The 12,349-nt window shown below is 69.3% G+C and carries 13 protein-coding genes; all 13 read right to left on the reverse strand.

Going from position 1 to position 12,349, the window contains the following annotated elements; all coding sequences use genetic code 11:
* Nucleotides 1-3 precede the first annotated feature (3 nt).
* The 13 genes from lepA to rpmF all read right to left on the reverse strand — a co-directional run bounded on the left by lepA (nucleotide 4) and on the right by rpmF (nucleotide 12,215).
* Nucleotides 4-1,815 carry a translation elongation factor 4 gene (gene lepA, locus I8E28_RS17070; RefSeq protein WP_200789315.1) on the reverse strand — a complete coding sequence of 604 codons (1,812 nt, stop codon included), beginning with the start codon at nucleotides 1,813-1,815 and terminating at the stop codon, nucleotides 4-6.
* A 500-nt stretch (nucleotides 1,816-2,315) separates the two neighbouring features.
* Nucleotides 2,316-3,785: a DegQ family serine endoprotease gene (locus I8E28_RS17075; protein WP_200789316.1), complete on the reverse strand. Its 1,470-nt coding sequence runs from the start codon at nucleotides 3,783-3,785 to the stop codon at nucleotides 2,316-2,318.
* An 88-nt stretch (nucleotides 3,786-3,873) separates the two neighbouring features.
* Nucleotides 3,874-4,872 carry a MucB/RseB C-terminal domain-containing protein gene (locus I8E28_RS17080; RefSeq protein ID WP_200789317.1) on the reverse strand — a complete coding sequence of 333 codons (999 nt, stop codon included), beginning with the start codon at nucleotides 4,870-4,872 and terminating at the stop codon, nucleotides 3,874-3,876.
* A gap of 3 nt (nucleotides 4,873-4,875) precedes the next feature.
* The gene (locus I8E28_RS17085) at nucleotides 4,876-5,466 is read right to left on the reverse strand and encodes a sigma-E factor negative regulatory protein (RefSeq protein ID WP_200789318.1); all 591 of its coding nucleotides are present in this window, start codon (nucleotides 5,464-5,466) and stop codon (nucleotides 4,876-4,878) included.
* 18 nt (nucleotides 5,467-5,484) lie between these two features.
* On the reverse strand, nucleotides 5,485-6,117 hold the full coding sequence (gene rpoE, locus I8E28_RS17090) for an RNA polymerase sigma factor RpoE (protein WP_200789319.1): 633 nt from the start codon (nucleotides 6,115-6,117) through the stop codon (nucleotides 5,485-5,487).
* Nucleotides 6,114-6,542 carry a hypothetical protein gene (locus I8E28_RS17095; RefSeq protein ID WP_200789320.1) on the reverse strand — a complete coding sequence of 143 codons (429 nt, stop codon included), beginning with the start codon at nucleotides 6,540-6,542 and terminating at the stop codon, nucleotides 6,114-6,116. Before I8E28_RS17095 ends, rpoE begins: the two co-directional genes overlap by 4 nt.
* A 33-nt stretch (nucleotides 6,543-6,575) precedes the next feature.
* Nucleotides 6,576-7,823, reverse strand: a complete 1,248-nt coding sequence (gene fabF / locus I8E28_RS17100; protein ID WP_200789321.1) for a beta-ketoacyl-ACP synthase II — start codon at nucleotides 7,821-7,823, stop codon at nucleotides 6,576-6,578.
* A gap of 7 nt (nucleotides 7,824-7,830) precedes the next feature.
* A complete protein-coding gene (gene acpP / locus I8E28_RS17105) occupies nucleotides 7,831-8,070 on the reverse strand; it encodes an acyl carrier protein (protein ID WP_200789322.1) in 240 nt (79 codons plus the stop codon).
* A gap of 99 nt (nucleotides 8,071-8,169) precedes the next feature.
* Nucleotides 8,170-8,913 carry a 3-oxoacyl-ACP reductase FabG gene (fabG, locus tag I8E28_RS17110; protein WP_200789323.1) on the reverse strand — a complete coding sequence of 248 codons (744 nt, stop codon included), beginning with the start codon at nucleotides 8,911-8,913 and terminating at the stop codon, nucleotides 8,170-8,172.
* Nucleotides 8,910-9,860, reverse strand: coding sequence for an ACP S-malonyltransferase (gene fabD / locus I8E28_RS17115; RefSeq protein ID WP_200789324.1), 951 nt, complete (start codon nucleotides 9,858-9,860; stop codon nucleotides 8,910-8,912). The genes fabG and fabD overlap by 4 nt, the downstream gene beginning before the upstream one ends.
* A gap of 46 nt (nucleotides 9,861-9,906) precedes the next feature.
* On the reverse strand, nucleotides 9,907-10,884 hold the full coding sequence (locus I8E28_RS17120) for a beta-ketoacyl-ACP synthase III (RefSeq protein ID WP_200789325.1): 978 nt from the start codon (nucleotides 10,882-10,884) through the stop codon (nucleotides 9,907-9,909).
* Complete coding sequence (gene plsX / locus I8E28_RS17125; protein WP_200789326.1) at nucleotides 10,881-11,930, reverse strand: phosphate acyltransferase PlsX; 1,050 nt, start codon at nucleotides 11,928-11,930, stop codon at nucleotides 10,881-10,883. The genes I8E28_RS17120 and plsX overlap by 4 nt, the downstream gene beginning before the upstream one ends.
* A gap of 102 nt (nucleotides 11,931-12,032) precedes the next feature.
* Nucleotides 12,033-12,215, reverse strand: a complete 183-nt coding sequence (rpmF, locus tag I8E28_RS17130) for a 50S ribosomal protein L32 (RefSeq protein ID WP_200789327.1) — start codon at nucleotides 12,213-12,215, stop codon at nucleotides 12,033-12,035.
* Nucleotides 12,216-12,349 lie beyond the last annotated feature (134 nt).

Consider the following 12,349-nt stretch of genomic DNA (forward strand, 5'->3'; position numbering starts at 1 on the left):
GACTCACTCCTCGACCTGCAGGATGGCGAGGAACGCCTCCTGGGGGACTTCGACCGAGCCGATCTGCTTCATGCGTTTCTTGCCTGCCTTCTGTTTTTCGAGGAGCTTGCGCTTGCGGGTGATGTCGCCGCCGTAGCATTTTGCCAGCACGTTCTTGCGCAGCGCCTTGACGGTCTCGCGCGCGATCACGTTGGCGCCGATCGCCGCCTGGATGGCGACGTCGAACATCTGGCGGCTGATGATCTCGCGCATCTTCGCCACCACCGCCCGGCCCCGGTACTGGGCCTGCGTGCGGTGCACGATGATGGACAGCGCGTCGACCTTCTCGCCGTTGAGCAGGATGTCGACCTTCACGACGTCGGAAGCGCGGTACTCCTTGAACTCGTAGTCCATCGAGGCGTAGCCGCGGCTGACCGACTTCAGCTTGTCGAAGAAGTCCAGCACGATCTCGCCCAGCGGCAGCTCGTACGTCAGCATCACCTGGCGACCGTGGTAGGCCATGTTGATCTGCAGGCCGCGCTTCTGGTTGGCCAGCGTCATCACGGCGCCGACGTACTCCTGCGGCATGTACAGGTGCACAGTGACGATCGGCTCGCGGATCTCCTGGATGCGGCCGACCTCGGGCATCTTCGCGGGGTTCTCCACCATGACCACCTCGCCGTCGCCCTGCTGCACCTGGTAGACCACGCTCGGCGCCGTGGTGATCAGGTCCTGGTCGAACTCGCGCTCCAGCCGCTCCTGCACGATGTCCATGTGCAGCAGGCCCAGGAAGCCGCAGCGAAAGCCGAACCCCAGCGCCTGGCTCACCTCGGGCTCGTAGTGCAGCGAGGCGTCGTTGAGCTTGAGCTTCTCCAGGCTGTCGCGCAGCGAGTCGTACTGGTTGGCTTCGACCGGGTACAGGCCCGCGAACACCTGCGGCTGGATTTCCTTGAAACCGGGCAACGGCTCGGTCGCCGTGAACGCGGCGCCGCCGCTGCCGGCCTTCACCAGCGTCACGGTGTCGCCGACCTTCGCGGCCTGCAGCTCCTTGATGCCGGCAATGATGTAGCCCACCTCGCCGGCGACCAGCGCATCGCGCGGCGCGTTGCCCGGCGTGAACACGCCCAGCTGGGTCGTCTCGTACGTCGAGTCCGTCGCCATCAGCTTGATGCGGTCGCCCTTGGCGAGGCGGCCGTCGACCACTCGCACCAGCATGACGACGCCGACGTAGCTGTCGAACCAGCTGTCGATGATCATGGCGCGCAGCGGGCCGTCCGGGTTGCCCTTGGGCGCCGGCATGCGCGCGACGATCGCCTCCAGGATCTCGTCGATGCCCAGGCCCGTCTTGGCCGAGCAGGGAATGGCGTTGCTCGCGTCGATGCCGATGACGTCCTCGATCTCCGCCTTCGCGTTCTCGGGGTCCGCCTGCGGCAGGTCCATCTTGTTCAGCACCGGCACGACTTCGACGCCGAGGTCGAGCGCGGTGTAGCAGTTGGCGACGGTCTGCGCCTCGACGCCCTGGCTGGCGTCGACCACGAGCAGCGCGCCTTCGCATGCGGACAGCGACCGGCTCACTTCGTACGAGAAGTCGACGTGCCCCGGCGTGTCGATCAGATTGAGGTTGTAGACCTGTCCGTCGCGCGCCTTGTACGTGAGCGCAGCGGTCTGCGCCTTGATGGTTATCCCACGCTCCTTTTCGAGATCCATCGAGTCGAGGACCTGCTCTTCCATCTCGCGCTCGGAGAGGCCGCCGCATCGCTGGATCAGGCGGTCGGCCAGCGTCGACTTGCCATGGTCGATGTGGGCGATGATCGAAAAGTTTCTGATGTGATTCATCAAGGGGAGCGCTTAAGTGATTGATTCCGCTCGCGTGCGGGCAAGAAAAAAGGGCGCGTCGAGTGGCGACGCGCCCTGAACCAACAATCTATGGCAACTGCGATAGTTGGAGCTTCATTGTAGGCAAAAAGCCCGGGGCGTCCATCCGCGGGGTGGCCGGAAATCCCTCGTTGCAGGCCAGCAACATGGATTTCATCAACAGGTTATCAACAGTTCTGGAAGCCACTGGCAAGGACAAGTTGTGGGCGATCTGTGGATCAGCGATCGCGGCCTCCTGGGTATCCCGCATCGTGGTTTCAAGCACGGTTTGGTGCAGGAAAAAGGCTTCGATTCGGCTTGATTCTAGCCCTGGGGAACACGGACCTTCGCGCCGGAAGTGAGTGGGCGCCAACAGGCACGAAACTCATCCGGAAACAAAAAAGTTTCTTGGGTCCTCCGGCACCGGAGTTGGTAAAGCCCCAAACCCGAGTGCCGGGTCGGGGCTTCCCGCACGCCCGGGATCAGCGGCTGGGCCGGATCAGCAGGTAGGTCGCCAGGTCGCCGCGGCGCAGGAGCACCGGGATCGGCTTGGTGCGGTCGATCTTGGCGATGGCCGCCTCGAACTCGCGCACGGTGTTCACCTCCGTGTTGCCGATCGCCACGATGACGTCGCCCTCGCGGATGCCGGCGCGCGCGGCCTGGTCGGCCACGGCCTCCACCCGCACGCCGCCCTTCACCTTCATCTCGCGCTTCTGCGCGTCGGTGAGGTCGGCGACCGCGAGCCCCAGCGACTGCGAGCCCGGGCCGCTGCGCGGCTTCTCGCGCTCGCCCGGACGCTGCGCGGGCTTGTCGGTCTCGAACTCGGCGACCTGCACCGTGAGGTCGCGCGAGCCGCCGCGGCGGAACACGGACACCGTCGAGCGCGTGCCGGGCTTGGTGTTGCCCACCAGGCGCGGCAGGTCGGTTGCACGATCGATCGCCTGGCCGTTGAACTTCGTGATGATGTCGCCGGCTTCGATGCCGGCCTTGTCCGCCGGCGAGCCGGCCTCGACGCTGCGCACCAGCGCGCCCTGCGCCTTGCCCAGGCCGATGGATTCGGCGACGTCCTTGGTGACCGAGTCGATCTGCACGCCGATGCGCCCGCGCGTGACCTTGCCGGTCGTGCGCAGCTGCTCGGCCACGCGCGTGGCCTCGTCGATCGGGATCGCGAACGAGATGCCCATGAAGCCGCCCGAGCGCGAGTAGATCTGGCTGTTGATGCCGACCACCTCGCCGCGCAGGTTGATCAGCGGGCCGCCGGAGTTGCCCGGGTTGATCGCGACGTCGGTCTGGATGAACTGGACCAGGTCGCCGGTGTCGCGCGATTTCGCGCTCACGATGCCGGCGGTCACGGTGTTCTCGAGGCCGAACGGCGAGCCGATGGCCATCACCCACTCGCCGACCTTGAGCTTGCCGACGTCGCCGATCTTCACGAACGGCAGGCCGGTGGCGTCGATCTTCACGACCGCGACGTCGGTGCGCTTGTCCGCGCCGATGATCTTGGCCTTGAACTCGCGCTTGTCGGTGAGCGTGACCAGCACCTCGTCCGCGCCTTCGACCACGTGGGCGTTCGTCATGACGAAGCCGTCCGCGCTGAGGATGAAGCCGGACCCGACACCGCGCGCCTGGGGTTCCTGCTCCGGCGGCTGCGGCCGGTTGGGCGTGCCCGGTCGGCGCGGCTGGTTGGGCAGCGGCGCCGGCACGCCGAAGAAGCGGCGGAAGAACTCCTGCATCTCCTCGTCCATCGGCCCCTCCTGCGAGGACGGGCCGCGCACGCGCTCCAGCGTGCGGATGCCGACCACCGCCGGGCCGACCTGTTCGACGAGGTCGGTGAAATCCGGCAGCGAGCGCGGCTGCGGCGCCGACTGCGCGGCGGTGGTGGCGGGAACGAACGCGACGGCGGCGGCCACCAGGGCCGGGCCGAGCAGCGGGCGGAGGAAGGTGTCGAACATGCGGTCCTCTTCTTGCCTCGTGATGGGCTGGAGCATCGGAGCGTGCGGTGCGGCCGAGGTTCCGCAACGCCCGCGCAACAGGGCGCCGTCAGCGACGGCGTTCGAGATTCTGGGCGAACGCCTTCAGCGTCTGCGGCGGCACCTCGCCGACCGCCGTCAGCCACCAGTCGTCCACCCGGCGCGTGAGCGTCTGCGTGGCACCCGCGGCGAACAGGCCTTCCTGGACGTGGCGCTGGCGATCGTAGGGCTCGACGAACAGGGACACGGACGCGAGCCCGTCCGAGAAGATCCACTGGATGCCGCCGTCGCCGGCGCCGCCGGGCTGCGGGCGCTTGTAGCAGTTCATCGGCTTGAAGCCGGCCACCGCCGACCGCAGCGACCAGCCCTCGGCGGCCGCGGAGGTCTTGACCGCGTCGGCCCGCTCGACGCGCCAGCCCGCCGGCGGCTGCATCATCTGCGCGAGCTTCTCGGCGCGCACGGGGGTGTCCAGCTGCAGCTCCGAAAACGCGGCCTGCTCCAGCACGTTGCCGTCGGCGTCCAGCGTCTGCAGCTTCATCACCAGGCCGGAGCGCTTCTCGGTCCACACGCGGTAGCCGAAGCGCATCGCGTCCTTGGGCGCGAGCTGCACGACGTCGGCGTCGAAGCCCGCCACCCGGTCCGCGCCGACGCGCTTGGCGGCATAGAAGTCGGGGATCGACACGTCGGTCGACTTCAGCAGGTTGGGGAACACGCCGAGCGAATCGCGGCGCTCGGCGCGCACCAGCCGGTGCTCGGGGAGGAAGGTGAGGACCTCGTCGTTGCGCCGGAACGTGGAGCGCGGGGCGCCGGTGAGGACTTCGACCCGTTCGACCTGCTGCCCGCCGTTGGCGACGTGCCAGATGCGGGCGCTGGACATCGCGCCCGCGCCGGAGGACACGACGAACGTGCCGACATAGCTGCGGGCGCGCGACGCCTCCTGCATGCGCATCAACCAGTCGTTGATGCCTCGCTCGGTGCCCTGCGCGCTGGCCAGCACCGCGGCACCGGCGGCAGCGAGGGCGCACGCCCAGCGGACGGTGGTTCGGGTCGGCGCCAGCACGCTAGCCATGCGTCAGCGCGCCGGGCCTTCGAAGGTGGCGTTGCGCAGGAAGCCCGCGGGCATCTGCAACGCCGACGCGCCACCGAACTGGCGGTGCGCGGCCATCAATTCGTCCAGGCGCGGGTCGCGGATCATCACGCCCTGCCCGGTCGCGGCCAGCACGGTCGCCGGACGGCCGGCGGGCGTGGAAGCGGACGCGAGCTGCGCCGACGCGGGGCCGAAGCCGGGTGCCACGACCGACCAGCCCACCGCCGCGACGGCCGCGACCGAAGCGACGCCGGCCACCAGCTTCCAGCGGAACACGCCGTCGTTCGCGGCGGGCCGGACCTGGATCGGGCGGATGTCGTTGCCGGCCGCGGGCCGGGGGCATTCCTCCTGCGCCAGCCGTTCCGACAGGCGCGCGAGGAACGGCGCCGCGGGCGCCGCGTAGGCGGCCTCGCCCGAGCGCAGCACGTCGCCGATGACGTGGTACGTGTGCCAGGTGGCCATCGCCTCCCGGTCGCCGCACACCGCCTGCACGGCGGCGGCGAAGGCGTCGCCATCGAGCCGCCCGTCCGCGAGCGCTGAGATGTCCTCGTTCCTGCTGTCCATCGTGTCGTCCATCACATCACCTCGCGAGCGCTACCAGCGCTTGCCCGACTGGTTCTCCAGCAGGGGCTTGACCTTGGCGGAGATCGCCTCGCGCGCGCGGAAGATCCGCGAGCGCACCGTGCCGATCGGGCAGTTCATCACTTCCGCGATCTCCTCGTAGCTCAGCCCTTCGATCTCGCGCAACGTGACGGCCTGCCGCAATTCGTCGGGCAGTGCCTCCATGGCAGCGTTGACCGTGGCGGCGATTTCCTTCGCCGCCAGCACCGTCTCCGGCGTTTCGGCGCTGGTTAGTTCGTTCTCCACCGAGGAAGTTTCATCCTCGTCGTCGGACCCGCGCAGGGCCGCTTCCGAAACCAGCGGGTCGCGCTTGAGGTCGCCCAGCGCCTTCTTGGCGGTGTTGACGGCGATCCGGTACAGCCAGGTGTAGAACTGCGCCTCGCCACGGAACTGGCCGAGGGCGCGGTAGGCGCGGATGAAGGTTTCCTGGGCGATGTCCTCCACCAGGTCGACGTCGCGGACCATGCGCCCGATCAGCCGCTCGATGCGGCGCTGGTACTTCAGCACCAGCAGTTCGTAGGCGCGCTGGTCGCCGGCCACGGTCCGCGCGACCAGCATCTGGTCGGAATCCTGCGGCGACGGGGCGGGGGCGTCAGGCTGGGTCATGGCGGCGGCTCGGCCCCGGACGGCACGTCGTCATCGGCGCGCGAATATACCGCACGGCGCAGTGCGGCCCAGTCGGCGGGCGCCCGCGAATGCTCGAGCCAGACCCAATGCGTGCGCGTCCCGGCCCAGCGCACGAGCAGCCATCGCTGCAAATCGAGCGCAACCGTCACGACACCCGATTGGCCCGGGCCCGTTCCGGCGGCAAATGCCCAGCGTGCGCCGTCCCATGTCAACCGGCCGCTCGGCACGGACCACCAGCTGGCGCCCGCCCAGGCGGCGGCCGCGAGGAGGAACGCGAGTCCCGCCGCGGCCCGCCAGCCGCCCGCGCCGCTGGTGACCCACGACCCGACGGCGAGCGCCGCCAGCAGCGCCATCGCCAGGGCGAACAGGCCGCCGAAACGCGAACGCCCCACCGGGTAGCTCACCGATGGGGCGCCTTGCATGTGCGGGCCGGCCGCTCAGACGCGCTTGAAGACGAGGGTGCCGTTGGTGCCGCCGAAGCCGAAGTTGTTCTTCACGGCGACGCCGATCTCCATGTCCCGCGCCGTGTTGGCGCAGTAGTCCAGGTCGCACTCGGGGTCCTGGTTGAAGATGTTGATCGTCGGCGGGCTCTTCTGGTGGTGCACGGCGAGCACCGTGAACACCGACTCGATGCCGCCGGCGCCGCCCAGCAGGTGGCCGGTCATCGACTTGGTCGAGTTCACCACGACCTTCTTCGCGCGCTCGCCGAGCGCGGCCTTGATCGCGTTGGTCTCGTTGAGGTCGCCCAGCGGCGTGGAGGTGCCGTGCGCGTTCAGGTAGTCGACCTGGTCCGCGTTGATGCCGGCGTTGCGCAGCGCGCCCACCATCGAGCGGCGCGGGCCGTCGACGTCCGGCGCGGTCATGTGGTACGCATCGCCGCTCATGCCGAAGCCGGCGAGTTCGGCGTAGATCCTGGCGCCACGCGCCTTGGCATGCTCGTACTCCTCGAGCACCAGCACGCCGCCGCCCTCGCCCAGCACGAAGCCGTCGCGGTCCTTGTCCCACGGGCGCGACGCCGTCTTCGGGTCGTCGTTGCGGGTGGACAGCGCGCGTGCCGCGGCGAAGCCGCCGACGCCCAGTGGGGAGATGGTCGATTCCGCGCCGCCGGCGACCATCACGTCGGCGTCACCGCTCTCGATGAGGCGGGCCGACAGGCCGATGGCGTGCAGGCCTGTCGTGCACGCGGTGACGACGGCGATGTTCGGGCCCTTGAAGCGGTACTTGATCGACACGTGCCCCGAGATCATGTTGATGATCGAGGCCGGCACGAAGAACGGCGAGATGCGGCGCGGGCCGCGGGTGGTCAGCTCGGTGTGCGTGTCCTCGATCAGCGGCAGGCCGCCGATGCCCGAGCCGATGTTCACCCCGATGCGCGTGGCCAGCTCGTCGCCGAGCGCGTCGCCCGTGGGCAGCCCGCTGTCGGCGACCGCCTGTGCGGCGGCGGCCACCCCGAGATGGATGAAACGGTCCATGTGCCGGGCTTCCTTCTCGGGGATGTAGTCCGCGATGTTGAAACCCTTGACCTCGCCCGCGAACTTGCACGCCAGGTTGGCGGCGTCGAAACGGGTGATCAGGTCGATGCCGCTCCTGCCCGCGAGCAGGTTGGACCAGGACTCGTCGACGGTGTTGCCGACGGGGCTGACGCAGCCCAGGCCGGTGACGACGACTCGGCGGCGAGACGACATGCGGGACTCAGGCCTTCTGGTGCGCCAGCGCGTAGTCGATGGCGTTCTGCACGGTCGTGATCTTCTCGGCGTCCTCGTCCGGGATCTCGATGCCGAACTCGTCTTCCAGCGCCATCACCAGCTCCACCGTGTCGAGGGAGTCCGCGCCCAGGTCCGCCACGAAAGCCTTCTCGTTGGTGACCTGCGACTCCTCCACGCCGAGTTGCTCGGCGATGATCTTCTTGACACGCGCTTCGATATCGCTCATTTGGTTCCCTCAGGGGGTTTGTGAAGAATCGGTGATTCTAGCGTCCGGGGGCCTTCGGGCCGCCCGGCTGCGCTGCGGCGCAACATGCGCCGCGGGGCGTCACGCCATGAACATCCCGCCGTTGACGTGCAACTCCTGGCCGGTGACGTAACCCGCCTCGCGGGACGCCAGGAACGCGACCGCGTGCGCGATGTCCGCCGGCTTGCCCAGGTGCCCCAGCGGGATCTGGCCCAGCAGCGCCTTCTGCTGCTCCTCGGGCAAGGCCGCCGTCATGTCGGTCTCGATGAAGCCCGGCGCCACGCAATTGACGGTGATGCCGCGGCTGCCGAGTTCGCGGGCCAGCGCCCGGGTCATGCCCGCGACGCCCGCCTTGGCGGCCGCGTAGTTCGCCTGGCCCGGGTTGCCGGACGCGCCGACGACGGACGTGATGTTGACGATGCGCCCGTGGCGCTGCTTCATCATCGTGCGCATCACGGCGCGCGACAGGCGGAACACGGACTTCAGGTTGGTGTCCAGCACCGCGTCCCAGTCCTCGTCCTTCAGGCGCATCGCGAGCATGTCGCGCGTGATGCCGGCGTTGTTCACCAGGACGTGCAAGCCGCCGTGCTGCTTGACGATGCCGTCCACCGCCGCTTCCACGGCCGGCGCGTCGTTGACGTCCAGCGCAATGCCGCGGCCGCCATGCGCCGCCAGCGTGGCGCCGACCTTGGCGGCGCCGTCGGCGGTCGTCGCCGTGCCGATCACGGTGGCGCCGCGTTGCGCCAGTTCGAGGGCAATGGCAGCGCCGATGCCGCGCGAGGCGCCCGTGACGAGCGCGACCTGGTCCTTCAGCGATCCGTTCATGCCAGCATCCCCTTGGCTTCGGCCAGCGTGGCCGGGTCGTAGACAGCGCCCGAAGCGAGTGCGGGATCGATGCGCTTGGCCAGGCCCATCAGCACCTTGCCGGGACCGCATTCGACGACGGTGGTGACGCCGCGACCCTGGATGGCCTTGATGCAATCGACCCAGCGCACCGGGCCGAACGCCTGCTCGTACAGGGCGCCGCGAATGCGGCCCGGGTCGGTTTCGACCTTGGCCTCGATGTTGTTGACGACCGGAATGCGCGGCGCGGCAAAGGCCGTCGCGGCCAGTCGCTCGCGCAGGCGCTCGGCGGCCGGCTTCATCAGGCTGGAATGGAACGGCGCCGACACGGGCAGCAGCAGCGCGCGCTTGGCGCCGTTGGCCTTGAGCACCTCGCACGCCTTGTCGACGGCGGCCTTGCTGCCGGCGATGACGGTCTGCGCGGGATCGTTGAAATTCGCAGCTTCCACGACTTCGTCGGTGTTGGTGCCGAACGAGCGCAGCGCCTCGGCGCAACCCTCGATGACCTTCTGCGCGTCCATGCCCAGCACGGCGGCCATGGCACCCGCGCCTACCGGCACGGCTTCCTGCATCGCCTGCGCGCGGAACCGCACCAGCGGCGCGGCGTCCTTGAGGTCGAGCGCGCCGGCGGCGACCAGCGCCGTGTACTCGCCCAGCGAATGGCCCGCGACCACGGCCGGCGCCTCGCCGCCTTCGTGCAGCCAGGCGCGGTAGCAGGCGATGCCCGCCACCAGCATCACCGGCTGCGTGTTGGTCGTCAGCGCGAGCGCTTCCTTGGGACCGTCCTGGATCAGGCGGCCGATGTCCTCGCCGAGCGCGTCGGAAGCTTCGGCGAGCGTGGCGGTGACGGCCGGGTGGTCGCCCCAGGCGTCGAGCATGCCGACAGCCTGCGAGCCCTGGCCGGGAAAGACGAAGGCGAACGGTTTCATCGTGTGGATCTCGTCGTCGTTGTGGTGCGGCGCGGCCGCGGCGGGATCAGAAGTCCAGCAGGACCGCGCCCCAGGTGAAGCCACCGCCGACGCCCTCGAGCATCAGCGTGTCCCCTTGGCGGATGCGGCCGCCGCGCACGGCGGCATCGAGCGCGAGCGGGATCGACGCGGCCGACGTGTTGCCGTGCTGGTCCACGGTCACCACCAGCTTGTCCAGCGGCAGCTTCAGCTTCTTGGCCGTGCCCTGCATGATGCGGATGTTGGCCTGGTGCGGGATCAGCCAGTCGATGTCCGCGTCGGTGCGGCCGGCCTTTTCCAGCGTGGCGCGCGCGGCGCTTTCGAGCACGCCGATCGCCAGCTTGAACACCGCCTGGCCGTCCATCTTCAGCAGCGGATCGCCGAGCACGTTGCCGCCGGACACGGTGCCGGGCACGCACAGGATGCCCACGTGCTTGCCGTCCGCGTGCAGGTCGCTCGCGAGCAGGCCGGGCGTGTCCGAGGCTTCCAGCACCACCGCGCCGGCGCCGTCGCCGAACAGCACGCAGGTCGTGCGGTCGTTGAAATCGAGGATGCGCGAGAACACCTCGCTGCCGACCACGAGCGCCTTGCTCGCGGAGCCGGTGCGGATCATCGCGTCGGCCACCGTCAGCGCGTAGACGAAGCCGCTGCAGACCGCCTGCACGTCGAATGCCGGGCAGCCGGCGATGCCGAGCTTGTTCTGCAGGATGCACGCCGTCGACGGGAACACCATGTCCGGCGTCGAGGTGGCGACGATGATCAGGTCGATGTCCGACGCGTTGCGGCCGGCCGCCTCGAGCGCATGGCGCGCGGCCTCGAAGGCGAGGTCGCTGGAGTTGACGCCGTCGGCGGCGAAGTGGCGCGCGCGGATGCCCGTGCGTTCCACGATCCAGTCGTCGGAGGTTTCGATGCCGCGCTGGGCCAGGTCGGCGGCCAGGTCGGCGTTGGTCACTCGGCGCGGCGGAAGGTAGCTCCCGGTGCCGGTGATGCGGGAAAAGCGGGTCATTCGGGAGTGATCGCCTCGAGTTGCGCGTCGCCGGCGCTGCCGACAAGCAAGGGCCTGGCGTGGGCGATGCGGGCCTGGACGCGATCGAGCAGGTTGTTCCGGGCCGCATCATACGCGCGGCCCAGCGCCTGCCCGAACGCGAATTCGTCGGCGGAGCCGTGGCTCTTGAACACCAGGCCGCGCAGGCCCAGCAGCGCCGCGCCGTTGTAGCGGCGGTAGTCCACGCGGGTCTTGAAGCTCGCCAGCACGGGGTACACGGCGAGCGCGGCAATCTTGGTCAGCGGGTTGCGCGAGAACTCCTCGCGCAGGAACCCGCCGATCATGCTCGCGAGGCCTTCGCTGGTCTTGAGCGCCACGTTGCCGACGAAGCCGTCGCACACGACGATGTCGGTGGTGCCCTTGAAGATGTCGTTGCCCTCGACGTTGCCGTGGAAGTTGAGGTCCCCGGCGGCCGCGGCCGACCGCAGCAGCTCGCCCGCGCGCTTGATCACCTCGTTGCCCTTGATGATCTCCTCGCCGATGTTCAACAGGCCCACGGTGGGCTGTTCCTCGCTGGTCATCGCGGCGACGAGCGCCGAGCCCATGACCGCGAACTGCAGCAGGTGCTGCTCGGTGCAGTCGACGTTGGCGCCCAGGTCCAGCACGGTCGTGGCCTTGCCCTTGGCGTTGGGCAGCGGCGAAGCGATGGCCGGACGGTCGATGCCGTCGACCGTCTTGAGCACGTAGCGGGCGAGCGCCATCAGCGCGCCGGTGTTGCCCGCGGACACGGCGGCCTGCGCCTCCCCGTCCTTGACCTGCCGGATCGCCACGCGCATGGACGAATCCTTCTTGCGGCGCATCGCGGTCTCGACCGAATCGTCCATCGTGACGACTTCCGTCGCGGGGACGACCTTGGCGCGGGGATGCGAGAAGGAGGCGAGGGCTTCGGGCTGGCCCACCAGCAGCAGGCGGGCGTCGGGGTGCGCGTCCAGGAAGCGCCGGCAGGCCGGCAGCGTGACGCGCGGGCCGTGGTCGCCCCCCATGCAATCGACGGCGAGGATCGTCATTCCGTCACTGTAGAGCACTTCACCATCCGCCTCGGCCGCAAGCGGCCATGAAAAAGGCCCGAGCTGCGAAGCAGGCCGGGCCCGTTGACGATGCCGCGGATGTCAGGCGTCGTTCTTGGTCTTGAGGACCTTGCGGCCACGGTAGAACCCGTTCGGGCTGATGTGGTGGCGCAGGTGCGTCTCGCCCGTGGTGGGCTCGACGGCGATGCCCGGCACGCCAAGGGCGTTGTGCGAGCGGTGCATGCCCCGCTTGGAGGGCGACTTCTTGTTTTGCTGGACGGCCATGTGGGGCTCCTGGGCGGATCGTGCGCTGCGCACGAGGCGCGCAGGGCGGTTGAAGGTGGGTGGATCGTTGCGCGGCCCGGCACGGTGTGCAGTTAGGCGCGAAGCCCGCCATTATAGGGCAACCGGACGGCTGG

Source organism: Ramlibacter algicola (genome assembly GCF_016641735.1).
GTDB lineage: Bacteria > Pseudomonadota > Gammaproteobacteria > Burkholderiales > Burkholderiaceae_C > Ramlibacter > Ramlibacter algicola.